We start from the raw sequence: 21,140 nt of genomic DNA, 5'->3' as shown, positions 1-21,140 counted from the left end.
CACTTCTGAAGTTTAGGTATATCAATGTAAGCGTCCTTCCCCTAATTACGAAATCGATAGACCTCCATGAGTAGAACCACCATACACGACATTGCCAAAGAGCTAAATACAAGCGCTTCAACGGTTTCAAAAGCATTGAATGACCACCCTTCTATTAGTGCGGCCACGAAGGAACTGATCAGGGCGGCAGCCCAAAACCTCAATTATCGGCAAAACCGTTTGGCTTCTTCTCTGCGGTCGGGGCGCACCAATATTATAGGTATCGTAATCCCTAGCTCAGACATCGGTTTTTTTGGGGGAGTGGTCCATGGGATAGAGAAGCTGGCCCGCAGCAATGGGTACAACATTCTTCTTTTCCAATCTAACGAAACTGGCGAGTACGAGGTGGAGGGGATTGAAACCCTGCTGCAAACCAGTGTAGACGGCATTATTGTCTCAATTGCCAAAGACTCTCCAAACCTGGACCATTTCTATGATGTGAAGAAGCGGAAAGTACCGCTGGTGCTTTTTGACCGGGTAAAAGAGGAACTGAACTCCCCGTCTGTGGTGGTGGATGACTACAAAGGCGCCTTTATGGCTACCGAGCACCTTATCCAGCAGGGTTACACCCGCATTGCCCATATTTCGGGACCGCAGCATATAAAGATTTTCAATGACCGCTTGATTGGATATGTAGATGCCTTGAAAACCTACAACCTTCCGGTGGACGATGACCTGATCCAATATGGCCGCAACTCTATTGAGTCTGGCAGGGCCAGTGCCGAGCGTCTCATTAACCGGAACAAAGGAATGGATGCCATATTTGCGGCAGTGGATTTTACTGCTTTGGGTGCATTGCAGTACCTGAAACAGGCCGGGGTGAAAATGCCGGAACAAGTAGGGATGATTGGTTTTGGGAATGAGTCTTTCAGCCCTTACGTTACGCCCAGCCTTTCCACCATTGATCAGCAGCCCGCCCGCATGGGAGAAGAAGCTTTTACCTTGTTTCTGGAAGCCATGGCCAAAAAGACAGCCGGTTCAAACGGTACCGATGTATTAGAAGAACCTAAGAAGATTATCTTAGAGCCGTTATTGGTGGTCCGAGAATCATCTGTGAGAGTACCTAATCCTTAATGGCTTAGATCTAAGTTAAAAAATACCCATTATATAAACTCCCCGTTTCGGGCCGGTTTTCAGAAAAACCAGCCCGAAACGGGGAGTTCTTTTTTAGAAGCCTACTAGTGGTTTTTACCTATAGTGTTGTAGGCGGAATCTGTTGCTACTAGAATGGAAACCAACTAGCAACCCTTAAGAGTTACACATGGCCTTTTCCATCCGCACGTAATCAATTCCGTTCTTAAGGAAAGGCTCTACTACTGGTCGCATTCCTGCCTTTAGGTAAAACCCTGCAGCAGAAGCACGAGCGTGGCACCAGACCGTGGTAATTTGCATACCGGAGGCGAAGGCAAAAACATGCTCCAAAAGCATCCGGCCGAAGCCCTGTTTCTGAAATGCTGTCAGGGTGGCAAACTTCCTGAATTGGGCCTGCTGATGTTCTATAAACAAAGAAATCACTGACATCAATTCCTGGTCCACATAAAGTCCGAAGTGGGTGCCTGTTTCATCTTCCGGCAATTGCACGAACGCCAAAGGCTTGTCGGGCCACATGACCTCGTGCCGGATGTGCCAGGTTTGAGCAGCGGGTATTTCTTTGATTTCTACCTTAGCGGGCATACTTGCGTTTCCGGAGCCAGAACTTCGCTACGCCAAACAAAAGCAGCAAAGCCAAAGGAATGCCTAAATTGATGGCCTGCCACTTGGTTCTCTCGTCGCGCAATTTGGCTTTGTCCAGGGGTCTCAGTTTAATTTCTTTCCCACGCAATTCAATGAGGCCTTTCTCATCCAGCAGGTAATCAGCCACGTTTTTCAGGAGTTCTTTGTTCGCGAAGCGGGATCGCGTGAAGCGGTCATAGCCCAGTTCCAGCGGTCGGCCGTTACGCGGATCTACTTCGTTCGCGGCCAGGTCCCCGTCTGAGAACACCACCAACTGGGAAGCTTTGCCTTGGGCCTGGAACGGAATGTTGGTACCCGCCGGCACCGGACGGTTCTTGAAGACCGACTGGAATTTTCCTTCTAATAAGTACCCTACCGGAATGGCGTTTTGGCTGAACAATTTAGGATCACGGTCTACCCGCGGATCGTTCAGGGAAATAGAAACCGGTGAATCGCGCTTGCGGGAATATTGGGAGGTCCAAAGCAAGGGTGATTTTTTGATGCCCACGGCTTTCACGGTATCCAGGGAACTCACGAAACGGGTCTGCACCGCATCCAGGTTACGGGTAAGTGGCAACTCGCTGAAATTGCTGATGAGGGGATAATAGCGCCACGGCACCAGTTGCGTCTGCGGCTGGTTGCCCATGTAGCCCGTCACCATAGGAATAAAGCTGGCGTTCAGGTCCTGCACCAAATCCGGGTTCACCCGCACGCCGTACCGGAACAGCATATCCTGCAGGTTCAAGTCATAAGGGAAAGCCAGGAAGCCATTCTCTTTGATGCTGTCCAGCGAGGCACGCACGCCGTCCAGCATGAACAGCATTTTTCCGCCTCTCATCAGAAACTGGTCCATCTTGTACTTGTCCAGTTCAGAGAACGGCTTGGTGGGTTTCATGAGCACCACCAAATTGAAGTTGTTCAGATCCGGTACCTGCGAGAGGTCTACCCTGTTTACGGTGTAATATTCAGAAAGCGTGCCCAAAAAGTCGGCGGCCTGCGGTAACCAAAGTTCCCCGTGGCCTTGCAGTACGCCTACCCTGCCAGCGCTGACGGACGCCACTTTCCTGATGGCCGAAGCCATTTCGTATTCCAGTCCTTCAATGGATTGATTCAAACGTTCCTCGGGTGGGGCTGCCTGGCTACCTCTCAGGAGAACCGCGGCTGTTTCGTTTTTACCCGCCGAGACCAACGCCCCCGGAAAAACAATCTTCTCTACTTTCTTGTCGCCTTCCTGGGCGAACAGGTTGGTAGGCTGTAAGCCTTTTTGTGCCAATTGCATGTAGAACTGGTTGCGGGCTTGCTCATTGGTGTTGGCGCTGGGGTCCACAAACTGGTACTGCACGTTGCCGTCTGAGTACAGGCGGAATTCTTCCAGCATCTCACGGGTGCTGTTCTGTAGCCTCCGAAAACCGGCCGGAAACTCGCCTTCCAGGTACACCGTCACCTGTACGGGTTCCTTCAGGTTGCCCAGCAGGTTCTTGGTCTGGTCTGAGATGGAATAGCGTTTGTCTTCGGTGAGGTCTAGCCGGAAGAAATATTTGCTGGCCACAAAGTTGAGAACCAACAGCAGGCCCACGGCTACCAAAAAGAAGGTCCAATCATGGCGGCGGCGGCTTTCCACAGCTTGTTTTGGCGCGACAGGGTTCGTTTGCTCTACCATTTTCTGCTCTCCAAAACCAATTTAGTACCCAACAGCATGATGGTGATCACGCTTAGAAAATACAATACATCACGCGAGTCAATAAGACCTTTGCTGATGGAGCTGTAGTGATAAGAAATACCCAGTTGCGCAATGTAATAAGAAGCCGTGCCCCAGGCGTCAATGGAGGCCAGCAGGTCAAAGCCGGTGTACACCAAATAACACAGGAAAACCGCCAGAATAAAAGCAACAATCTGGTTCTCGGTGAGTGACGAGGCGAATATTCCCATGGCCACGAACACCGCTGCCAGAAACACCAACCCCAGGTAAGAACCGGCCACGGCCGCAGAATCGATATTTCCCACTGGGTCTCCCAGTTGGTACACGCTCACGTAGTACAGCAAAGAAGGCAGCAGCGCGAACAAGGCCAGCAACAGACAGGCAAAGTACTTGCCCAGCAGCAGTTGGGTATCTGAAAGCGGTTTGGTGAGCAGCAGTTCCATGGTGCCGCCCTTCCGCTCCTCGGCGAAGGCCCGCATGGTAATGGCCGGAATCAGGAACAAAAACAACCAAGGGGCCAGCATGAACACGCTCTGCAGATCGGCGTAGCCGTAGTCCAGCACGCTGCTGTCTGGAAAGACCCACATAAACAGGCCGGTGGCCACCAGAAACACCCCGATGACAATGTAGCCAATGAGCGAATTAAGGTAGGAGTTAAACTCTTTAGAAAGAATTGCGAACATATCTTGTAAGATGCCGGGAGCTAGACACCGGCATCAGAACCTTGTTAATATTAGGGATTTTGGATCCCCCGTTACAGTTTACTTTTTACTTGTTTTCAGGAAATCAAACCCAAAACGGCGGCAGTGGGTTTCTATTTTGTAGAAGGATTTCTTAGGCAATCCAATCGTAGTGTTTTTGATCCTTATTTTCGAAAACGAGCCTAAAACAGTTAGGCCTACTTACCGTTTTTGGTCAGGTCCTGGAACAGTTTCTCCAGGGAGTTTTCTTCCTGCTGTAGTCCTACCAAGGGCCAGCCTCTCTCCCCTGCCAGCCGGAAAATGGCAGAGCGAAGATCAGTATTGGAATCAGCGATGACGCGGTATTTCAAAGGTCCGGCGGGCTCCACGCGCGCTACTCCTGGCAAAGACAAAAGCGGCGCGGCATCTACCTCGGCTTCAAACTCGGCCAGAATCCTGGTTTCCTTGCGGCCCATGTTCCGGAGGTCAGCAACCGGGCTGTCGGCTACCAATTTGCCTTGGTTGATGATGAGGACCCGGTCACAGAGCGCGCTCACTTCCTGCATGATGTGGGTGGAGAATAGCACCGTTTTGGCCTGGCCTACCTCCTTGATGAGTTGCCTGATCTCCACAATCTGGTTCGGGTCCAGACCGGTGGTGGGTTCATCCAAGATGAGCACCTGCGGATCATGGATGAGCGCCTGCGCCAACCCTACCCGCTGCCGATATCCTTTAGACAAGGCCCCTATCTTTTTGTGCCGTTCCCGTGTGAGGCCGCAAAGGTTGATCATCTCCTCGGTGCGGGTTTTCACCAAGCTGCCGTTAAGGCCGTGCAGTTTACCCACAAAGTGCAGGTACTCGCGCACGTACATGTCCAGGTACAGCGGGTTATGCTCGGGCAGATAGCCAACTTGGCGGCGCACCTCTTTGGGTTCTTCCAACACATCGTGGCCGTTCACCAGTACTGTGCCGCTGCTGGGCGGCAAGTAACAGGTGGCTATTTTCATGGTAGTGGATTTGCCTGCGCCATTTGGTCCCAAAAACCCCACAATCTCGCCCGTGCTTACCGTAAACGAGACGTGGTCTACGGCCGCCTGCGGCCCATACAGTTTGGTCAGGTCTTTTATTTCAATTCCCATGCGTACGGGTTAGGCTTTCTTTTTCTCTGGACGGCCCTTGGGCATGAGCGGTCGCACCTCAATATCCACGTGGTGGTAGTTGGGCGGCGACTGCAACACGTGCAGAATGGTAGAGGCAATGTCTTCGGGCTGCATCATGTTCTCAGGGGCGGTGCCGGTTCCCTCAAACCCATCGAAGAAACTGGTGGCGGTAGAGCCTGGGTAGATACAGGTAACCTTGATGCCGTGCGGCCGCACTTCCTTGAAAAGGGACTGCGAGATGCCGCGTACCGCGAATTTGGTGGCGCAGTAGCCGCTCATGTTCTCAATGCCCGTTAAGCCGGCAATAGAGGAAATGTTGATGATATGGCCTTCTAACTGTTTCTTCATCTGGGGAAGTACCAGGCGCGTGCAGTAGAAAATTCCGTTCACGTTGGTGTCCATCATGGTCTGCCAGTCACGGGGGCTCATGGTGTCAATGGCGCCCTGAATGCCCAGCCCGGCGTTGTTGATGAGCACGGAGATATTCTGCCGAAGGCGCTCCACGGTCTGCTCGTAGGCTGTCAAGACCGAGTGCTCAAAGCGCACATCGCACTCAAAGAAATAGAAATCTGGGTGCGAAATCTTAGGGCGCGAGCGGCTCCAGCTTACCACCGTGGCTCCTTGCTCTAACAAAAGTTTGGCGGCAGCCAGACCAATCCCACTGCTGGCACCGGTGATCACAACTACTTTTCCTTCTAGTTCCATATCTTAGAATTTGCTCAAATTTAATCAAAAGAGAATTACCTATTTCTAATTGTTCAATTTAAGCGATCCAACTATAAAGGCCTCGCCCAAATTGTGAAATAATAGATCACTCCGTCGCATGCTTCTGCTTTTGCCCTCTTTTCTGATTTCAAGGTCAAAAAAGGGGTACTTAGATTTAGGTGGTCGTGTCACCTCTTTCAATGGAGGTTTCCCAGCCGTCATACTCCGCTCCGTACTCCTGGGCCAGGCTCCAAAGATACAGCACCATGTCATGTATGGGTTCTTCCTGGGTTTTAGAAGCCAAAGAAATCCGCAGTTTATAGGGCGTTTCTGCTAAATCAGGCTCAAAACGTTCTTCTTCTTTTGCGTAGCCTTTAGCAGCAATCTCCTGCCAGTACTTCTCACGAGAGGCTTCGTTTGGAAAATAAAGATAATGTACCACTTGGCGGATTACTTCCGGATTGTCTCCATTTTCTTCCAGGTTGCGGAGCACTTTCAGGTTCTGGATTTTCTGGAAATCCCCGGGCTCTGGGAAGAGGAACTCCAGGTAGGTTTCCCACTCTGGGTCTTCCCACGTCTCGGCTTCAAAACTGTACTGCGGGAATTTCTCCGCCACCTCAGTAAGGTAATGCTCCACCATCAGCACCTCCCGGGCATAAAAGTAGAATTTCCGGAAACCTCCGTTGAGGGTTTTGCCCACGAAAACTGCTTCCAGGCCAGTTTCAAAAATATCGGCTAAAAGGTCCTCTATTTCACCCAAGGCCTCCCACTCCGTGTCTTCCGGAAAACCATCTTCCCGCACAGAAAGCAATGGCACCGTGACTTCAACGACTTTATCCTGCTCTTCTAATGGTGCCACCGAGCTCAGGTTCAGGTCCAGCCCGATGAAGGCGGGCCTGGATTCAATCTGACATAAATAGACCTCCCAATCCGGCTGATATTCATTTTCTTCCATGATGTTCTTTTAGGTAACGGCTTAGATATCGCCTAACTGAGGCCGCAGCAGCAGTTCCTCTATAACGGTCTGTTTGGAGATATAGTGGGCGTTCCAGATGGCATTGGCCACATCTTCTGGTTTCATGAACCGGTCTTTTGGCAAATCCACGCCTTCCCAACTGGCGGTGTAGGTGGCACCCGGCAGTACCGCCGTCACCCTGATGTTGTGCTCCTTCAGTTCTTCGCGCAAAACCCTGGTCATGCCATATAAGGCGTGTTTGGCGATGCAGTAAGATCCGCCGTTAGGGTAAGCCATGATGCTGGCCGTGGAGCAAAGGGTGAAAATATGGCCATCGCGGCGCCGGATCATGTCTGTCACCAAGCCTTTGGTAAGGTCATAAGCGCTGTACAGGTTGGTGTTGATCATCTCACGCAGCACGGTATCGCTCTCCTCATGGATCTTGCCCGGGATGAAGAAGCCGGCGTTGTTCACCAGCACATCTACCTTCACCTTCAGCGACTGAATGTAATCCAGGAAACGCTGCACCTCCCCTGGCTGGCTTACATCGGCGGCCACAAAGAATACCTTGGAGAAGGTGTACTTTTCCTCCATCTCCAACTTGAGTTTTTCCAAGTCACTCTGGTGCCGCGAGCAGGTGATGATATGGAAGCCTTCGGCCGCGAAACGGTCTACAATGGCTCGCCCAATGCCCTTGGTACCGCCCGTAACCACTATATATTTTTTCATGGGAACGATGTTTTTTCTTTTTTCAACGTAATATAGGCATTTGAAACCAAGATTGGCCTAAACACCACCTAATGCGGTTGTGCCGCATGGACCTCTTTGAACTAACTGCATGAAAACGTTTGGTGCATTTTTACTCTTCTTATCCAGCCTTGTCAAAAGAGGTGAGTCTCCCCGGATTCTGTTCAACAGAACCATAGATGAAGCCATCTTGATTGGCATTGACTCCGTTTTCATTGTGGCGGTGGTTTCTACCTTTATTGGGGCGGTGACCTGCGTGCAGATTTCCTACAACCTGACCAATGCCTTGATCCCTAGGTCCACCATTGGGTTCATGGTACGGGAGATGACCATCCTGGAGCTGGCGCCTACCATCACCTCCATTGTGTTAGCCGGGAAAGTAGGCTCCAGTATTGCCGGCGGTCTAGGCACCATGCGCATCACCGAACAGGTAGACGCTTTGGAGGTTATGGGCATCAACTCCGCCTCTTACCTGGTGTTGCCCAAGATTATGGCTGCGTTTTTGGTGTTTCCTATGTTGGTGATCACGGCCATGTTCCTTTCCATTTTCGGTGGGTATCTGGCCGGAAGTTTATCAGGCGCTTTGTCTGGGCAGGAGTACATCACTGGTTTACGGTCAGATTTCATTGCGTACAACATCACCTTCGCGTTGATCAAATCAGTGGTGTTTGCCTTTCTGGTGGCGGCCATCTCGTCTTACCAAGGATATTTTACTGAAGGCGGCGCCTTGGAGGTAGGAAGAGCCAGTACCAAAGCCGTGACCAACAGTGTCATTGCCATTCTGATCGCCGATTTTGTTTGTGCGCAGTTATTACTCTAAGCACACTTTGACTTAAGGCAACCCCCTCAGGTTGAACCAACATGATAGAAATCCACAACATCCATAAAACCTTCAACGGCGTTAAGGTGCTCAACGGCATCAGCGGAAACTTTGAGTCTGGCAAAATGAACATGCTGCTGGGCGCCAGCGGTACCGGGAAAAGTGTGCTCCTGAAATGCATTGTTGGACTGGTGAAACCAGACCTGGGCAGCATCACCTATGACGGACGCATCTTCGCGAACAACAAACTGGATATAAAACAGGAGATTAGGCGCAAGATTGGGATGCTTTTTCAAGGCAGCGCCTTGTTTGACTCCATGACCGTGAATGAGAACGTGGAGTTCCCGCTGCGGATGCTCTCAGACATGAGCAAAAGCGACCGTCTGGACCGGGTGCAGTTCTGCCTGAAGCGGGTGGGTCTGGAAAAGGCCGGCAACAAGATGCCCTCTGAGTTGAGCGGTGGGATGAAGAAACGCGTGGGCATTGCCCGGGCCATTGCGCCTAACTGCACCTACCTTTTCTGTGATGAACCTAACTCAGGCTTGGACCCCCTCACCGCCATCACCATTGATGAGTTGATCAAGGAGATCACCCAGGAGTACAACATCACCACCATTGTGGTAACCCATGACATGAACTCCGTTCTGGAATACGGCGACAATGTAATGTTCCTGTACAAAGGCCATAAACTGTGGGAAGGCCACAGCAGCACCATCATGGACACCAACGTGAAGGAGCTCAATGACTTCATCTTCTCTAACCGCCTGATGCGCGATGCCAAGAAAGTGGACCAAATTGAGGCCGAAGAACGCCTGGAAGACGAGCAAAGCCGCGAGGAGAAACGCTAGAATTTTCCTATTCAAGTGTAATCTGTTTCAGGCTTGTTTACAACAAATCGGGCCTAAAACGAAAATTCAGATTAGCTTTCCTCTATCTGGAAATTCCTATGTTTTACCAGAAAAACAGTTGAATCAGACAAGTTCGATTCTTGTCTGATTTTAGAAAATCATGATAAAATCATTAGGCCCATTTAAAAAAACTTCAAGGCCTTTTTTGAGGCTAGCGCTTCACTGAAGTTGCAAACTTCAGGTCATTATTAGGTCCAAGTTGAAAACTTGAACCAGAGATAGAATAGAAGCCCACCTGGATACTACTGAGTTAATTTTTAGGCCGATAAACCGGATAATATATTTATAAAAAGAGAGCGTCTTAGGTAAAACCTAAGACGCTCTCTTTTTATGCGGTACAAGCTTAATTCCTTTTGTTCAATTCATCGCGGATTTTAGCGGCGCGTTCGTAGTCCTCTTTTTCAAGGGCCTCGTTGAGCATGGTGTTCAGCTCTTCTACCGATACTTCCTTGAGGTTACTTTTCCCGCTACCAGACGTGGATACGGTGGTAGAAGCGGAAGTTGGAATCTCATCGGTTTCCTCTTCGTCCTCGTCTTCCTCCATATCACTTAGAATGATACCGGCCTCGGAAAGGACAGATTCCACGGTGTAGATAGGAACCCCAAATCGCAGCCCAATGGCGATGGCGTCTGACGGGCGGGCGTCCAGCTCAAACTCCTTCTCGCCGTCTGTGCACACGATCTTGGAAAAGAACACCCCTTCCTTTAAATCCGAAATCATAATCTCCTGCACGCTCACTTCCATCTGCTGGGCAAAAGACTTGAACAAGTCATGCGTAAGCGGGCGGGTAGGATTAATCTTTTCAATCTGGATGGCGATGGACTGCGCCTCAAACATGCCTATGATGATAGGCAAACGGCGACTTCCCTCCTTTTCGCCCAGAACCAGGGCAAAAGATCCAGATTGCGACTGGCTTGAGGACAAACCAAGAATCTCTAGCTCAATTTTCTTCACAGTTTCTCTTCTATTTGTCTAAAGCTTTGGCGGCTTCTATCAATTTAGGTACAACCTCAGTAGCGTCTCCCACAATACCGTAATCTGCGGCTTTAAAGAAAGGTGCCTCCGGGTCTTTATTGATAACGACAATTACTTTAGAAGAGTTAACCCCTGCCAGGTGTTGGATGGCACCAGAGATGCCCACTGCTATGTACAGGTTAGGGCTTACGGTGATACCGGTCTGGCCCACGTGCTCATGGTGAGGTCTCCAACCCACATCGGCCACGGGCTTGGAACAGGCCGTGGCGGCACCCAGCGCTTTGGCCAGATCTTCTACCAAATGCCAGTTTTCAGGGCCTTTTAAGCCTCTTCCACCCGAAACCACTACCTCAGCCTCGGTCAGAAGAATGTCGCCTGACTGGCGGATGGTTTCTTTTGGAGCCGTCGCGAAATCAGAATCGGCCAGGTCAGCCGAGAAATTCTCTACCGTAGCGGTGCCACCTGATGCCGTTTCAATGTCCAGCGCATTTTTCTTAACGGCGATAATTTTTTTATCTGAGATCAATTCCACGTCTGAGAATGCCTTTCCGGAGAACACGCCGCGGCGCACCGTGAACGAAGAACCGTTGATCTGCGGTAAAGACACCACGTTGGTGGCCAAAGAGGCACCCAGTTTCACCGCCAGGCGCGACCCAATCGCAGCCCCGATGTTGGAGTTGGACAGCACAATCACGGTGGAGTTTTCGCTTTCTGCGGCTTTGGCAATTACTTTCACATAGGCAGCCGCTACAAAATCATGCAGGCGGGTGTCATTGTCTAATAATACTTTGGAGATTCCCTGCTCACCCAGGCGGGTAAGGGCATCTGCCTGCACATCGCCAATGGCAACGGCGGTGGCCGAGGTACCCAAAGCGGAGGCTACTTTGCTCCCGTACGAAGCTGCTTCCAGGGAAGACTTCTTCACTTCGCCGTTCGCGCATTCAATCACTACTAATACTGACATGCTTATAGAACTTTAGCTTCGTTACGCAATAATTTAATGAGGTCACCGGCACTGTCTGCAGAAATCATCTTCACCCCAGACTTGGCAGGCGGCAACTCATAGTTCTGGACGCTGGTTTTAGCATCCTGGCCTACCGGCTCCACTACTTTCAAAGGCTTGGTGCGGGCCGTCATGATGCCGCGCATGTTAGGGATGCGGGGCTCCGTCATAGGCTGCTGGGCAGTCACCACTAAAGGCAGCACGGCTTCAATCACCTCTTTACCGCCTTCAATCTCACGCTCCAAGGTAGCGGTAGAGCCGTTCACGTCCAATTTAATGGCCGGCGCGATGGTAGGGATGCCTAACAGCTCGCCCACCATGCCGTGCACCTGGAAACCGTTGTAGTCAATAGACTCGCGGCCCATCAAGATAAGGTCATATCCGCCTTCTTTGGCGTAGTGGGCAATCTGCTGGGCCACCAGGAAAGCATCGGTGGGTTTCAAATTAACTCTGATGGCGTCATCGGCCCCAATGGCCAAAGCTTTCCGGATATTTGGCTCCGTATCGGCTTCCCCTACGTTCAGTACCGTCACGGTTCCGCCCTGGGCTTCTTTCAGCTCAATGGCGCGGGTAAGGGCATATTCATCGTAAGGGTTTATGACAAACTGAACACCAGCCGTGTTAAACGCTTTGCCGTCAGGCGAAAAGGTTATTTTGGTGGTGGTATCAGGCACGTTGCTAATGCAAACTAAGATCTTCATTTAACTTAGGGTTAGCTTAATTAAGTTAATTTTGTGGGCAATTTAAAAGAATAATTCATCAAATGGAAACGACCAACAGCAGATTGACGCAACTCCTGGCCTTCTACGAAGAAGATCCGAACGATCCGTTCACCATGTACGCCATCGCGACGGAATACCGCCCTACAGACCCCACGAAGGCGCGCTTCTTCTACGAAAAACTGCTGGCCGAACATCCAGAGTACGTAGGTACCTACTATCACGCGGCCAGTCTCTATCTGCAGCTAGAGGAGCCGGAGCTTGCCAAACAGGCGTACCAGAAAGGCATGCAGGTGAGCCGGCAGTCGGGCCAACTCCACGCCTTCTCAGAGTTGCAGCAGGCCTACAACAAGATGATGGGTTTAGATTACGAAGATGATTAAAAAATAGTTTGCATGCATACTATTTTTACGTTTTAGCCGCAATTTACCCAAATTGATTTAAAAATCGGCAGAAAAGGCGCTTTCACCCCAAAGCTTGACAGGCTTCCTTTAACCTGGTAGGGACTACCTCTGGGGAAGCGCCTTTTATATTTTTTGCACCCTAGATTTGTTTTGTTCTCCAAGATGGAAAACACCTATTCCATTTATTTTTAGACATACCTAAACATTTAATTAGGTTTATCTGTAAGTTAGGGAGAAAAAATCTTGGTTCTATGAAACTCCTTTACAGTTGCCTTTTGGTGTTGCTTCCAACCTATGGCTTTGCGCAAGTGGCGCCGGACAGCCTTTCTAACGGGGGACCCATTAGCACAGACCGGCCTGATCAAACCGAGGCCTCCAACGTGGTTCCTCTGGGTACCTTGCAGGTTGAGTTAGGGGTACTTCGCCAGAAAGACCGCAAAAATGGAAAAACATCCGTGGATTACCTGTACCCCACTGCCCTTCTCCGGTACGGGATTCTGCACCGACTGGAACTGAGGCTGATTGCCGGTTACCATCGGAGCACCGGACCAGACGAGACGGATGCCGGCGATGCCAGGGGTTTGGACGCTTTTTCCATTGGCACCAAAATCTTTGTCACGGAGGAAAAAGGATTGCTTCCCGAGATCGCTTTCATTGGGCACCTTACCCTTCCTTCAGGATCCTCAGAGTTTAAACCCACCTACGTGGCCCCAGACTTCCGGCTGTCTTTTGCGCATACCCTTTCCAACACCTTTTCCTTGGGCTACAATGTAGGGTATGAATGGGACGGCGATACGCCACATGGGGCCGGAATTTACACCCTTTCTCTGGCGGCAGGCCTGGGAGACAAGTGGGGCACGTACGCAGAACTTTTTGGGGAGAAGCCAGAGAAAGGCAAATGGAGCCACTCAACCGATGCTGGTGTCACTTTTTCTCCCCGCTATAATGTTCAGTTTGATGTTTCCGCAGGTCTGGCCCTGAACGAAGAAGCCCCTAATTATTACCTCAGCGCGGGTGTAAGTTTCAGATTACCTAGGTAGAAAGGCTTCTATTTGGAGCCTACTTTCTAGAAATCCGGCCCAAAATCCGGCCCTACATTCCACAGGTTATAGTCAATGAGGTCACCGTATGGAGCGACGAAGTACCTGCCTTGAAGACGGTGCGCTATTCCTGGGCCGAAAATCTCCAAGGGAGCCAATATGTACTACAAAGAAGGTTTACCTCCTGCTTGATTTTAGCATGGTTTTCAATTAGATAAACCTCAGACTGACGTGATCAAGTAAACTATTTCTTATAACAAATGCGAAAGCCTGATGGGCGGTAAAACGGAAGCAAACCTCCGGTTTATTTACCCATCAGGCTTTTGTTGTAATTGTAGAATTTCACCCCATGTTTAGATCTTTAGCTTCCAGGAAATGGATCAGGCCAGTTCCACGGCTTCTTTGTTGTACTTGTTGCGGTATTCCAGCGGTGAGATGCCCGTAATCTTTTTGAAGGTGGTTCTGAAGGCTTTGGTATCGGAGTAACCCACCGAGTACATGACCTCGTTCACGTTCTCACGGGATGTCTCTAGGCACATCTTGGCGGCCTCTACTTTCACCCGCTGGATGTACTCCACCACCGTGTTGGAAGTGGCTTTTTTGAAGCGGCGCTCAAAGTTCCGGCGGCCCAGGAAACACATCTCAGCCAGTTCCTCCACAGTGATCTTGTTTTGGAAATTATGCTCAATAAACTCCTGCACTTTCCTGATTTGCTCGTCGTGGTGTTCTTTCTGCCCGTGGAAGATGATGAACGGAGATTGGCTGTTGCGGTCAATGTCGATCTCAAAGATCTTGGAGGAGCGTACGGCCATGTTGCGCCCCGCGAATTTCTCTACCAGGTACAGAATGAGGTTAAGCGAAGAATAGGCTCCGCCGCTGGTGTAAATGCCGCCTTCGTCGGTGATGATCTTGTAGGGCAGCAGGTTCACATCCGGGAACATCTGCTTGAACTCCTCCACGGCCAGCCAATGCGTGGTGCAACTGCGCCCTTTCAATAGCCCGGTAGAGGCCAGCAGGAAAGCCCCGATGCAGAGAGACACCACCTCGGCGCCGTTCTTGTGCTGTTTAATGATCCAGGGTACAAAGTCCTTGTTCTCCTCAATGACTTCCTTCATGTCGCCGTGCACCGCCGGGATGATGATCAGGTCTGTCTTCACGGTATCCTCCACCACCAACTCTGGTTTTATGCTGAATAACCCGTTCGTGACCCTGGTATCCTGGGTGAGCCCTACCAGCTGCACCCTGAACATTGGAGCCTGGCCAGTCCGCTCCAAAGCCTCATTGACCTTGGTGAACATCTTATAGGTCGCCTCGATATTGCTAAAGCTAATATCACCTTCGGGAATAAGAATAGAGATGTGCTTCATAGCCTTAAAGTAAGAAGCTTTATTGTCGTAATCAACCCCCCTTTATGTCGCATTCGCCCACCTGCAAAAAGAGCAGTAGTGTGTATGTTTGTGCTAAAGGAATTGGCTAACACAAATGATATTAGCAACTCGCTTTAGATCAGTTTTTTAGAAAGCAGACCTAAATCAGGATTCCTTCCTCTTATATAGATTATATACCTAACCAGATAAAAGCCATGGAAAAGACCACCATCAAAAAAGAGATTGACATCAAAGCCCCTAAAGAGAAAGTATGGAATGTATTGGTGCAGGACCAGTACATCAGGCAATGGTACGCGGCTTTCAGTGAAGGAGCCTACGCCGAGACAGATTGGCAACTGGGCAGCAAAGTCCTGTTCAAAGACCCTTCTGAGAACGGAATGATTGGGAAAGTGGTACAGCATACGCCCCATGAGGTGCTCTCGGTGAGGTACGAAGGCCTTTTGGTGAACGGGAAGGAAGATACCCAAAGCGAGGATGCTAAAGCGGTGCAGGGCGGCCTGGAGACCTATAAATTACTGGAGAAAGCCGGCGGCACCCAAATCGCCATTGAGGGCGACATGACCCCAGAGTATTTTGATATGATGTCGGCGGCCTGGGACGTGGCGCTGCTCAAGATCAAGGAACTATCAGAAAATCAGGTTAACTAACCCTTAGCGCTTTCCTATGAATATCCTGAAGAAACTTTTGCTAGGTATAGCCCTATTTATTGCTGCTTTGCTGGTGTGCGCCCTGTTCGTTTCCCGCGAATACCGCGTTGAACGCGAGATTGTCATAAATCAGCCTAAAGACCATGTTTTCAGCTATTTAAGTCACCTCAAAAACCAGGATCACTTTAACAAATGGGCCATGCAAGACCCGCAGATGAAGAAAAGCTACCGAGGTACAGACGGAGCAGTGGGGTTTATCTATGCCTGGGAAGGAAACGAGAAGGCAGGCAAAGGCGAACAGGAAATTAAAGGCCTGGTGCCCGGAGAAAGCGTGGACATTGAGATCAGGTTCCAGAAACCAATGGAGGACATTGCCCGCACGCCTTTCACCACCACCGCGATCTCCCAGAATCAGACCAAAGTAACCTGGGCCATGGTGGGCGGCCACGCCTACCCTTTTAACCTGATGCATGTAGTCATGGACCCCTTGCTGGGCAAAGACCTGGAAACGAGCCTTACCAGCCTCAAAGGAATACTCGAAAAAGATCAACTCACCTCAAACTAATAGCAACATGGTCACTTTACACCCTTACCTCAACTTCAACGGCAACACCGAAGAAGCCTTCAACTTTTACAAATCTGTTTTCGGGGGCGAGTTCCTAGCCCTGCAACGATTTGGAGACATACCGGATGCGGGCAGAGTCCCGGCTCATGAACTAAACAAGATCATGCACATCGCCTTGTCCATTGGCGAGGGAACCCTTCTCATGGGCACCGATGCCTTGGAGTCAATGGGCCATTCTGTGACCATGGGCAACAACTTCCACCTTTCCCTTGATACTTCCAGCGTGGAAGAAGCGACCACCCTATTCAACGCTCTCGCCCAAGGTGGGAAAGTGGAGGTACCTTTTGAGAAGGCATTTTGGGGCGCTTACTTCGGGATGTTGACCGACCAATTCAACATCAAGTGGATGGTGAACCATGACCTTAAAAAAGAGGAACAGGAACAAGTCCTCAAGAAGGAAGCAGAAACCACTACCTTATAGCCCAATTACCTCAGTCAGTTTAACCTATGGAAACGCAGCAACCTACAGACCTTACCATGCAAAACCCAAGCTCAGAAGCTACCTCAGATCAGACAGCAAAATCCACCCTCGTCATCACCAAAACCTTGGAGGCGCCTAAAGAACTGGTGTACCAAGTCTGGACGCAGCAAGAGCACCTTACCCAATGGTGGGGACCAAAAGGTATGAATTTGGAAGTGGCCGAACTCAGTCTTGAACCCGGCGGAATGTTCCTTTACAGCATGCAAGCCGGCGATGGTCCTAAAATGTGGGGTAAATTCGTTTACGAAGAGTTATCGGCGCCGGAGCGCATGGTGTATGTCAACTCTTTTTCAGATGAGGAAGGGAACACCATCAGGGCTCCGTTTAGTCAAACCTGGCCGCTGGAATTGCGCAACATCTTGACCTTTTCTGAGGAGAATGGCCAGACCATTCTCACCTTGCAGGCTAAGCCCCAGAATGCCACCCCAGAAGAGGTGCAGACGTTTGAAGCCAGCCTTGAAGCCATTAAGCAGGGCTTCGGGGGTACTATGGACAACCTGGCTCTTTACCTGGCAAATCTGCGTTCTTAACCAATTAGGTTTCCTGCAGAGCTAACCTGTCATTGTCCATCACTATTTATACTTTCAAATATCAAAGCCCATCCAAATGATGACTCAGCAGGAAAACAGAATGGTAGAGGTGTTTGCCACCAATGTGCAGGAGGTTGCCAAGGCCAACAGATTGGTGGCGGTTCTGGAGCGGCACCTGCCCGGCTGCCGCATCAACTTTGACCTGGAGGACTGTGACAGAATCCTGCGGGTGGAAGGCCCTATTTTCAACACTTCCCAAGTACTGCAGCTGGTGGCCAAAAACGGCGTAAAATGCTGTGTTCTGGAGTAGCGATTTGGTTGATGGGTTTGCCTCACATCAAAGTCACTCGATTGCGCCTATGGCAGGCTTAAAGTAAAGCACAGACTTGACGTTAAAAACAAAGTTCCTCCGTTTAGAGGCCGTTTTCCAAAAACGGGTCCTAAACGGAGGAACTTTGCATTAGGGTAAAATCAGCACAAAGGTTATTTACCGATGAGTTTGTATCCGAGGCTCAATATCACCTGGCGGTTCCGGAAGTCTACGTTGCCGTTGTTTGGGTCTGTGTAAGCCCGTTTCAGGCGCTCGTAGCGCACATCGGCGGTGAGGCGAGAAATGTCTACGCCGGCTCCTATCTGGTAGCCCCAATCGGCAGACTCAAAAGATTCTTTGTAGTCCCGTACGTCAGATTTACTGTTAATGAGCACAGAGGCCACCGGACCCGCATACGCCCGCAAAAACAGCAGTTTATAGCCTACCAGAATGGGAACGTCTATGTTGGTGAAGCCTATTTCCTGCACCGAGGTACCGGTTCCATCTTGGTTGGGCACCTGGAATTTTCCGCCGGAGGAAGACAAAACTGCCTCGGGCTGCAGCAGGAAACCCGCTACATTGAACCGGGTGAACAAGCCCGCATGGAAACCGGTGATGCTGCCTTCTTCCTTGAACTGGGTGAAATTGGCACTTGGGTTTTTAAGGTCCACATTTGACGAACTGATGCCCGCTTTCAGGCCTAGTGTAAAGCCCTGGGCCTGTGCCGCCAAACTGGTGAAGGAAAGAAAGGCAACGAAAAGAAATACTTTTTTCATAATTGGTAAGAGTTAGAACGGTTTGTGTGCTACTATTTTGCGTCTTGGCCAAACGGCTTTTAAAAATGGCCGCACCTGTTTTACGGCCCTTTTTAAGAAAAGACGCTTAAAGAACGTGCACTTTGCAAAAGATGATATAAGTACTGCCCCACGGGGTTTTCCTACTTACCTGAATAGGACAAAACGCTTTCCTTGGTTTATTCAACTTTTCTGGTTTGGCTTCTAATTGTAGCCTGATCCAATCCTCCCAAGGTAGTTCTATAAACGCCCTTTGGTTACTGTCCTGCTTTTGTGCCATTTGATTTTCATCTTGGATAAGCAGGTCTACTATCTCTTAATAGAAGGATTTTAAAGCCATCTCCTTCCATTCAGGTTTAGTTGGAAAGTAAAAGGGAATCAATTCAGATAAAGGTGTAACGCTGATTTATAATTTTTTAGGTTTTATTAAAATTATTCCAATTTAATTTATATCTTAGACATCCATATAGTCAAATACCCTTATTCCATTATAGATTATTTATCGCGCTCAGGCCTGATTTACTTGGCCACTCCAAGGAGAAAAAGATCATCCCCTACCTTCCCTAGATTGAAAACTATCACTTGTATGCGGCTTATGCCCCATGCCCTACCAACCTATCCTATAACCCTTTATTACCTAAGAAGATGAAAGCAAATGCACTTGTATCGCCGGAAAAGACATTCTTCAAGATAAAGAAAGACGGACTGGACCTGGAACGTTACCTGGCCAGGATAAACTATTCAGGACCCCTCGCCCCGACTTTAGAGACGTTGCAGCAACTGCATTTTCAGCACGCCATCTCTATACCTTTTGAGAACCTTAACCCTTTCCTGAAGCAACCTGTAGCGCTGGATATTGAGTCTCTGCAGCGCAAAATAGTAGAGGAAGGCCGGGGAGGCTATTGCTTTGAGCAGAACCAACTCTTTGCCGAGGCCATGCGCGCGCTGGGTTTTCAGGTGAAAGGCCTGGCGGCCAGGGTGCTCTGGAACGTACCCGTAGGCGTTACCACCGCCCGCGCCCATATGCTGCTCCTGGTGCACCTGGAAGATGCAGACTACATCGCAGATGTTGGTTTCGGGGGACTGACCCTGACTTCGCCGTTAAGGCTCCTGGAGACCGGAGACCAGCAAACCCCACATGAGACCTTCAAGTTGGTGCCTCAGGAAAATGAATTTGTGTTGCAGGCCAAGGTGCAGGGTACCTGGAAACCCATGTACCGTTTCAGTCTGCAGGAACAGTTTGCGCCCGATTATGAGGTGAGCAATTGGTTTACTTCCACCCACCCCAGGTCCCCGTTTGTGAATGGACTGATGTTTGCCAGAACCACTCCCGATTCCCGTTACGCGCTACGGAATTCTGAACTCAGCATCCATCACCGGAACGGAATCACAGAGAAGCAGGTGCTCGCCAATCCGGCCCAGGTGAAAACGGTCATAGAGGAAGTTTTCAAACTACCTTTGCCCAATTCTCCGGAATTAGACCAGTCCCTGCACCTAATCATGCAGCCTTTGGATTAAACCCGCTCACTCCATTTTTTCAGCAAGAACACTTTCTAGCCTAAGTATTATCATCCTTATGGTTGGGTCTTCTTGCGCGTCCTGCTTGGTGTAAATTCATCCTTTTTCACCTTAATCCTTTAGCTACGGTTTTTAGGCCTGTTTTTGTAAATAAGGCCTAAAAACCGTAGCATTATAGCTCATCAGAAAACTAAATCAGGTAGTTCATTCCTACCCAAGAACACACAACCAACCCTCTATGAAACAACTTTACCTGCTGCTCCTCTTGTCCACTTTTTTATTCACCAACTGTTCATCTGAAAACGGCCATAACGGTAGCCCTACTCTCCCGTCGGTGTTGGTTTTCTATAAGACAGCGGGCTTTTACCACACGTCCATCCCAGCGGGTTTAGCCGCCATCCAGAAGCTGGGCCGGGAGAACGGGTTCGGGGTAGACACCACCAAGAACGCCGCTATTTTCACGGCAGATTCACTGAAGAAGTACAAAGCAGTGGTTTTCCTGAGCACCACCCAGGATGTGATGAACGATGCCCAGCAAACCGCCTTTGAACAGTTCATTAAAGCCGGCGGCGGTTTTGTTGGGGTTCACGCCGCGACGGATACCGAGTACCAGTGGCCCTGGTACAACCAGTTGGTAGGTGCGTATTTTGACAGCCACCCAGAGATCCAGAAAGCCACGATCAACGTTCTGGATAAATCGCATCTCTCTACCTCTTTTCTGCCAGACAAATGGGAAAGAAGAGATGAGTGGTACAACTTCAAGAACATCAACCCAAATGTCAAGGTACTGGCCACCTTAGACGAGACCACCTACAAGGGAGGCAAAAACGGAGCGAACCATCCCATTGCCTGGTACCACACTTTTGACGGCGGCAAGGTTTTCTACACCGCCGGCGGCCACACCGATGAGAGCTACCAGGAACCGCTTTTCCTCCGGCATCTCCTGGGCGGCATTCAATACGTGCTAAAGTAAGCGTTGCTTACCTATCTATATTCAAAGGCTGATTCAGCTACATTCAAACCTGGTACAAGTTTTCAACTTGGGCCTCAAATGGTCGGAAGTTTACAGCTTCCGTGAGGCGAAAGCCTCAAACCGGCTATGCTGCTTCTATAAGATCAGCCTTATATTCGATTCAAAAATTTTACAATCATAAAAGGGCTGTCCCTGCTGTACAAAGCAGAGCCAGCCCTTTTCTTTTGGATTCTCAAGTAAAAGCCTCGGGGTGTTTCAAGGCTGTTTTGGGTAAAACAGCCTTGAAACACCCCGAGGCTTAATGGC

Annotated in this window: 24 protein-coding genes; 12 read left to right on the top strand and 12 right to left on the bottom strand. The window is 49.9% G+C overall.

Features of this window, described 5'->3' with window-relative positions; genetic code table 11:
* Positions 1 to 66: 66 nt before the first annotated feature.
* Positions 67 to 1,113, top strand: coding sequence for a LacI family DNA-binding transcriptional regulator (locus FOA19_RS11435; RefSeq protein ID WP_149090954.1), 1,047 nt, complete (start codon positions 67 to 69; stop codon positions 1,111 to 1,113).
* A gap of 174 nt (positions 1,114 to 1,287) precedes the next feature.
* Here FOA19_RS11435 and FOA19_RS11430 read toward each other — a convergent pair whose 3' ends face one another.
* The 7 genes from FOA19_RS11430 to FOA19_RS11400 form a co-directional block, all read right to left on the bottom strand.
* Positions 1,288 to 1,713 (bottom strand): GNAT family N-acetyltransferase, encoded by a 426-nt coding sequence (locus FOA19_RS11430; protein ID WP_149090953.1) that lies wholly within the window; start codon positions 1,711 to 1,713, stop codon positions 1,288 to 1,290.
* Entirely contained in the window at positions 1,703 to 3,412 is a 1,710-nt protein-coding gene (gene gldG, locus FOA19_RS11425; protein ID WP_149090952.1) for a gliding motility-associated ABC transporter substrate-binding protein GldG, read from the bottom strand. The genes FOA19_RS11430 and gldG overlap by 11 nt, the downstream gene beginning before the upstream one ends.
* Positions 3,406 to 4,134, bottom strand: coding sequence for a gliding motility-associated ABC transporter permease subunit GldF (gene gldF, locus FOA19_RS11420; protein WP_149090951.1), 729 nt, complete (start codon positions 4,132 to 4,134; stop codon positions 3,406 to 3,408). Before gldF ends, gldG begins: the two co-directional genes overlap by 7 nt.
* 215 nt (positions 4,135 to 4,349) lie before the next feature.
* Complete coding sequence (gene gldA, locus FOA19_RS11415; protein WP_149090950.1) at positions 4,350 to 5,270, bottom strand: gliding motility-associated ABC transporter ATP-binding subunit GldA; 921 nt, start codon at positions 5,268 to 5,270, stop codon at positions 4,350 to 4,352.
* 9 nt (positions 5,271 to 5,279) lie between these two features.
* The gene (locus tag FOA19_RS11410) at positions 5,280 to 5,996 is read right to left on the bottom strand and encodes an SDR family oxidoreductase (protein WP_149090949.1); all 717 of its coding nucleotides are present in this window, start codon (positions 5,994 to 5,996) and stop codon (positions 5,280 to 5,282) included.
* Between the two features lie 175 nt (positions 5,997 to 6,171).
* On the bottom strand, positions 6,172 to 6,951 hold the full coding sequence (locus FOA19_RS11405; protein ID WP_149090948.1) for a DUF695 domain-containing protein: 780 nt from the start codon (positions 6,949 to 6,951) through the stop codon (positions 6,172 to 6,174).
* Between the two features lie 21 nt (positions 6,952 to 6,972).
* Positions 6,973 to 7,680 (bottom strand): SDR family NAD(P)-dependent oxidoreductase, encoded by a 708-nt coding sequence (locus FOA19_RS11400; protein ID WP_149090947.1) that lies wholly within the window; start codon positions 7,678 to 7,680, stop codon positions 6,973 to 6,975.
* Between the two features lie 109 nt (positions 7,681 to 7,789).
* Between FOA19_RS11400 and FOA19_RS11395 the strand changes: the two genes are divergently transcribed.
* Both FOA19_RS11395 and FOA19_RS11390 read left to right on the top strand, forming a co-directional pair.
* Positions 7,790 to 8,518, top strand: coding sequence for an MlaE family ABC transporter permease (locus FOA19_RS11395; protein WP_149090946.1), 729 nt, complete (start codon positions 7,790 to 7,792; stop codon positions 8,516 to 8,518).
* A 41-nt stretch (positions 8,519 to 8,559) separates the two neighbouring features.
* Positions 8,560 to 9,366: an ABC transporter ATP-binding protein gene (locus FOA19_RS11390; RefSeq protein WP_149090945.1), complete on the top strand. Its 807-nt coding sequence runs from the start codon at positions 8,560 to 8,562 to the stop codon at positions 9,364 to 9,366.
* A gap of 403 nt (positions 9,367 to 9,769) precedes the next feature.
* Here FOA19_RS11390 and FOA19_RS11385 read toward each other — a convergent pair whose 3' ends face one another.
* From FOA19_RS11385 to FOA19_RS11375, 3 genes are read right to left on the bottom strand one after another with little or no spacing between them, the layout of a single operon-like run.
* Entirely contained in the window at positions 9,770 to 10,381 is a 612-nt protein-coding gene (locus FOA19_RS11385) for a bifunctional nuclease family protein (protein ID WP_149090944.1), read from the bottom strand.
* Between the two features lie 10 nt (positions 10,382 to 10,391).
* A complete protein-coding gene (locus FOA19_RS11380; RefSeq protein ID WP_149090943.1) occupies positions 10,392 to 11,366 on the bottom strand; it encodes an electron transfer flavoprotein subunit alpha/FixB family protein in 975 nt (324 codons plus the stop codon).
* A gap of 2 nt (positions 11,367 to 11,368) precedes the next feature.
* Positions 11,369 to 12,106, bottom strand: coding sequence for an electron transfer flavoprotein subunit beta/FixA family protein (locus tag FOA19_RS11375; RefSeq protein ID WP_149090942.1), 738 nt, complete (start codon positions 12,104 to 12,106; stop codon positions 11,369 to 11,371).
* Positions 12,107 to 12,168: 62 nt separating this feature from the next.
* Here FOA19_RS11375 and FOA19_RS11370 point away from each other — a divergent pair, with 62 nt between their 5' ends.
* Positions 12,169 to 12,507: a tetratricopeptide repeat protein gene (locus FOA19_RS11370; RefSeq protein ID WP_149090941.1), complete on the top strand. Its 339-nt coding sequence runs from the start codon at positions 12,169 to 12,171 to the stop codon at positions 12,505 to 12,507.
* A 272-nt stretch (positions 12,508 to 12,779) separates the two neighbouring features.
* On the top strand, positions 12,780 to 13,568 hold the full coding sequence (locus tag FOA19_RS11365) for a transporter (protein ID WP_149090940.1): 789 nt from the start codon (positions 12,780 to 12,782) through the stop codon (positions 13,566 to 13,568).
* 380 nt (positions 13,569 to 13,948) lie between these two features.
* Here the strand turns inward: FOA19_RS11365 and FOA19_RS11360 are convergent, their stop codons facing one another.
* The gene (locus FOA19_RS11360) at positions 13,949 to 14,935 is read right to left on the bottom strand and encodes a GlxA family transcriptional regulator (RefSeq protein ID WP_149090939.1); all 987 of its coding nucleotides are present in this window, start codon (positions 14,933 to 14,935) and stop codon (positions 13,949 to 13,951) included.
* Between the two features lie 215 nt (positions 14,936 to 15,150).
* Here FOA19_RS11360 and FOA19_RS11355 point away from each other — a divergent pair, with 215 nt between their 5' ends.
* The 5 genes from FOA19_RS11355 (at position 15,151) to FOA19_RS11335 (ending at position 17,549) form a co-directional block, all read left to right on the top strand.
* Positions 15,151 to 15,603: an SRPBCC family protein gene (locus FOA19_RS11355; protein WP_149090938.1), complete on the top strand. Its 453-nt coding sequence runs from the start codon at positions 15,151 to 15,153 to the stop codon at positions 15,601 to 15,603.
* A 16-nt stretch (positions 15,604 to 15,619) separates the two neighbouring features.
* Positions 15,620 to 16,168: an SRPBCC family protein gene (locus FOA19_RS11350; RefSeq protein ID WP_149090937.1), complete on the top strand. Its 549-nt coding sequence runs from the start codon at positions 15,620 to 15,622 to the stop codon at positions 16,166 to 16,168.
* A 7-nt stretch (positions 16,169 to 16,175) separates the two neighbouring features.
* Positions 16,176 to 16,649: a VOC family protein gene (locus FOA19_RS11345; protein WP_149090936.1), complete on the top strand. Its 474-nt coding sequence runs from the start codon at positions 16,176 to 16,178 to the stop codon at positions 16,647 to 16,649.
* 26 nt (positions 16,650 to 16,675) lie between these two features.
* A complete protein-coding gene (locus FOA19_RS11340; protein WP_223808854.1) occupies positions 16,676 to 17,239 on the top strand; it encodes an SRPBCC family protein in 564 nt (187 codons plus the stop codon).
* Positions 17,240 to 17,315: 76 nt separating this feature from the next.
* Complete coding sequence (locus tag FOA19_RS11335) at positions 17,316 to 17,549, top strand: hypothetical protein (RefSeq protein ID WP_223808853.1); 234 nt, start codon at positions 17,316 to 17,318, stop codon at positions 17,547 to 17,549.
* Between the two features lie 173 nt (positions 17,550 to 17,722).
* On the opposite strand, the gene FOA19_RS11330 is transcribed toward FOA19_RS11335, so the two are convergent.
* Positions 17,723 to 18,325, bottom strand: a complete 603-nt coding sequence (locus tag FOA19_RS11330; protein WP_149090935.1) for a porin family protein — start codon at positions 18,323 to 18,325, stop codon at positions 17,723 to 17,725.
* 663 nt (positions 18,326 to 18,988) lie between these two features.
* On the opposite strand from FOA19_RS11330, the gene FOA19_RS11325 reads away from it, so the two are divergent.
* Positions 18,989 to 19,861, top strand: a complete 873-nt coding sequence (locus tag FOA19_RS11325) for an arylamine N-acetyltransferase family protein (RefSeq protein ID WP_149090934.1) — start codon at positions 18,989 to 18,991, stop codon at positions 19,859 to 19,861.
* Positions 19,862 to 20,099: 238 nt separating this feature from the next.
* Complete coding sequence (locus FOA19_RS11320) at positions 20,100 to 20,834, top strand: ThuA domain-containing protein (protein ID WP_149090933.1); 735 nt, start codon at positions 20,100 to 20,102, stop codon at positions 20,832 to 20,834.
* Positions 20,835 to 21,140 lie beyond the last annotated feature (306 nt).

The organism is Rufibacter hautae, from assembly GCF_008271695.1.
GTDB lineage: Bacteria > Bacteroidota > Bacteroidia > Cytophagales > Hymenobacteraceae > Nibribacter > Nibribacter hautae.
The sequence above is the reverse complement of the archived record's forward strand: the minus strand, read 5'-3'. Positions and strand labels throughout refer to the sequence as shown.

What these genes read in the sequence shown, in the direction of transcription:
- FOA19_RS11435 (WP_149090954.1), top strand. Translation starts at nt 67, where the DNA reads ATGAGTAGAACCACCATACACGACATTGCCAAAGAGCTAAATACAAGC.
- FOA19_RS11430 (WP_149090953.1), bottom strand. Translation starts at nt 1,713, where the DNA reads ATGCCCGCTAAGGTAGAAATCAAAGAAATACCCGCTGCTCAAACCTGG.
- gldG (WP_149090952.1), bottom strand. Translation starts at nt 3,412, where the DNA reads ATGGTAGAGCAAACGAACCCTGTCGCGCCAAAACAAGCTGTGGAAAGC.
- gldF (WP_149090951.1), bottom strand. Translation starts at nt 4,134, where the DNA reads ATGTTCGCAATTCTTTCTAAAGAGTTTAACTCCTACCTTAATTCGCTC.
- gldA (WP_149090950.1), bottom strand. Translation starts at nt 5,270, where the DNA reads ATGGGAATTGAAATAAAAGACCTGACCAAACTGTATGGGCCGCAGGCG.
- FOA19_RS11410 (WP_149090949.1), bottom strand. Translation starts at nt 5,996, where the DNA reads ATGGAACTAGAAGGAAAAGTAGTTGTGATCACCGGTGCCAGCAGTGGG.
- FOA19_RS11405 (WP_149090948.1), bottom strand. Translation starts at nt 6,951, where the DNA reads ATGGAAGAAAATGAATATCAGCCGGATTGGGAGGTCTATTTATGTCAG.
- FOA19_RS11400 (WP_149090947.1), bottom strand. Translation starts at nt 7,680, where the DNA reads ATGAAAAAATATATAGTGGTTACGGGCGGTACCAAGGGCATTGGGCGA.
- FOA19_RS11395 (WP_149090946.1), top strand. Translation starts at nt 7,790, where the DNA reads ATGAAAACGTTTGGTGCATTTTTACTCTTCTTATCCAGCCTTGTCAAA.
- FOA19_RS11390 (WP_149090945.1), top strand. Translation starts at nt 8,560, where the DNA reads ATGATAGAAATCCACAACATCCATAAAACCTTCAACGGCGTTAAGGTG.
- FOA19_RS11380 (WP_149090943.1), bottom strand. Translation starts at nt 11,366, where the DNA reads ATGTCAGTATTAGTAGTGATTGAATGCGCGAACGGCGAAGTGAAGAAG.
- FOA19_RS11375 (WP_149090942.1), bottom strand. Translation starts at nt 12,106, where the DNA reads ATGAAGATCTTAGTTTGCATTAGCAACGTGCCTGATACCACCACCAAA.
- FOA19_RS11370 (WP_149090941.1), top strand. Translation starts at nt 12,169, where the DNA reads ATGGAAACGACCAACAGCAGATTGACGCAACTCCTGGCCTTCTACGAA.
- FOA19_RS11365 (WP_149090940.1), top strand. Translation starts at nt 12,780, where the DNA reads ATGAAACTCCTTTACAGTTGCCTTTTGGTGTTGCTTCCAACCTATGGC.
- FOA19_RS11360 (WP_149090939.1), bottom strand. Translation starts at nt 14,935, where the DNA reads ATGAAGCACATCTCTATTCTTATTCCCGAAGGTGATATTAGCTTTAGC.
- FOA19_RS11355 (WP_149090938.1), top strand. Translation starts at nt 15,151, where the DNA reads ATGGAAAAGACCACCATCAAAAAAGAGATTGACATCAAAGCCCCTAAA.
- FOA19_RS11350 (WP_149090937.1), top strand. Translation starts at nt 15,620, where the DNA reads ATGAATATCCTGAAGAAACTTTTGCTAGGTATAGCCCTATTTATTGCT.
- FOA19_RS11345 (WP_149090936.1), top strand. Translation starts at nt 16,176, where the DNA reads ATGGTCACTTTACACCCTTACCTCAACTTCAACGGCAACACCGAAGAA.
- FOA19_RS11340 (WP_223808854.1), top strand. Translation starts at nt 16,676, where the DNA reads ATGGAAACGCAGCAACCTACAGACCTTACCATGCAAAACCCAAGCTCA.
- FOA19_RS11335 (WP_223808853.1), top strand. Translation starts at nt 17,316, where the DNA reads ATGATGACTCAGCAGGAAAACAGAATGGTAGAGGTGTTTGCCACCAAT.
- FOA19_RS11330 (WP_149090935.1), bottom strand. Translation starts at nt 18,325, where the DNA reads ATGAAAAAAGTATTTCTTTTCGTTGCCTTTCTTTCCTTCACCAGTTTG.
- FOA19_RS11325 (WP_149090934.1), top strand. Translation starts at nt 18,989, where the DNA reads ATGAAAGCAAATGCACTTGTATCGCCGGAAAAGACATTCTTCAAGATA.
- FOA19_RS11320 (WP_149090933.1), top strand. Translation starts at nt 20,100, where the DNA reads ATGAAACAACTTTACCTGCTGCTCCTCTTGTCCACTTTTTTATTCACC.